General features: G+C 67.1%; 2 protein-coding genes. Both read left to right on the top strand.

Translation table 11 applies throughout. The annotated features are described in order from the left end of the window. Positions 1-169 precede the first annotated feature (169 nt). Positions 170-862, top strand: a complete 693-nt coding sequence (locus ACY34I_RS40330) for a DUF6348 family protein (RefSeq protein WP_462760816.1) — start codon at positions 170-172, stop codon at positions 860-862. Positions 863-939: 77 nt separating this feature from the next. Continuing rightward, complete coding sequence (locus ACY34I_RS40335; protein ID WP_462760817.1) at positions 940-1,515, top strand: DinB family protein; 576 nt, start codon at positions 940-942, stop codon at positions 1,513-1,515. Positions 1,516-1,603 lie beyond the last annotated feature (88 nt).

Genomic DNA, 1,603 nt, shown 5'->3' on the forward strand with positions numbered 1-1,603 from the left:
TGACGGAGGAACCCTGCCGCCACGAACACCCGCGACGGCAGGGACGCCCGAGAAGGGCGGTGTCTCATGACCCAACAGACTATTGAGACACGCTGCAGTGCCTTGACCACAAACGTTCACGGTCTTGCTCGGCCCACGGCACCGAGCGTTGCCGGTACGCTGAACCACCATGATCGACCCGCGGCCGACACCACAGCCCCTCCCCGCCGAGCGTGTGCTGGAGCTTGCCGCGCCGATGCTTGCCGAGGTGGGCGGCGAGTGGCGGCTGACCGACGGGCCGATGCTGCGGTCGGGATCGTTGGGCGTCCGGGTTCTTCCGGCGGACAGCGACGATTACCGTCACCTGGACCTGGAGATCCTGCTGAATGTGGACCGGCCAAACGTGCCAACGGTCGTCGACTGCACACTTGGCCTCGCGGCCGATCCGGTCGAGGCGGCCCGTCAGGCGATCCAGGCGTGGATTGAGACCTGCCTGGTGACGGTCCTGGAGATGATCGAGCAGCGAGGGCGACTGGCGAACCACTTCAGGTCCGGCGACCAGGGCGGGTTCGCCGGCTGGCATGCGATCGTCGGCAGTGTGACCGGGTGGTCCGTCGACGGATCGCAGGGCAAGCAGGAGTGGTTCGCCGAGGCGATGCCGTGGTCGACCCTGGCACCGGTGATCGCGGCCGGGCTCGACCGCCCATATCTCAATGGCGTTCGCATGCTGGTCGGCCAGGGTGGTGACTTCACCGACTGCGAGGTCCGGATCAACGGCCGGCGGCACGAACCGTCCGCCGCGGCGCTCGCCGCCCTGGACTGGCCACGCACCGACCGTTTCGGCCTGGCACGCACCTTCGTCCTCCTGGTCGGCCCCGACTAGGGCGTGTCCTGCCGATCATGGGCTCCGTGGATCGTCCGGGGCAGCGCCGACACCCAACCGGATGCCATAGTGCCGCGATGAAGGCAGACCTGCATAGTTACTTGAAGGGCGGCCGTGACGCGCTGCTGTGGAAGCTCGACGGGCTCAGCGAATACGATGTTCGGCGCCCGCTGACCCCGACCGCAACCAACTTGCTCGGTCTGGTGAAGCACTCGGCGGCCATGGAGAGCCTCTACTTCGGCGTCGTGTTCGGCCGGCCGTTCGAGCAGGAACTGCCGTACGTCGGCGACGGAGCGGAAACCAATGCCGACATGTGCGCGACCGCGGATGAGACCCGCGAGGAGATCGTCGGACTGTACCGTCGCGCGATCGCCCACGCCGACGCCACCATTGAAGCCCTTGCGCTGGATGAGGTCGGCCGCGTGCCGTGGTGGGGCGATGCAGCGGTCACGTTGCACCACGTCCTGGTCCACGTCATCGCGGAAACACAACGGCATGCTGGCCACGCTGACATCGTGCGTGAACTCATCGACGGCGCGGCCGGGCTGCTGCCCAGGCACGACAACCTGCCCCCCACCGACGAGTCATGGTGGCTGGACTACCGCCAGCGAGTGGAGCAGGCCGCCCTCGACGCCAACAAAGGCAGCAACTAGGTTTTCTGTCGATCATGCAAGCCAGATGATGGCGGCGATGAGGATCAGGCTGGCGCGGTAGAGGGATGCGCGTTTGGCGCAGCGGGTG

This window comes from Micromonospora sp. RTBAU3-60 (assembly GCF_054963695.1).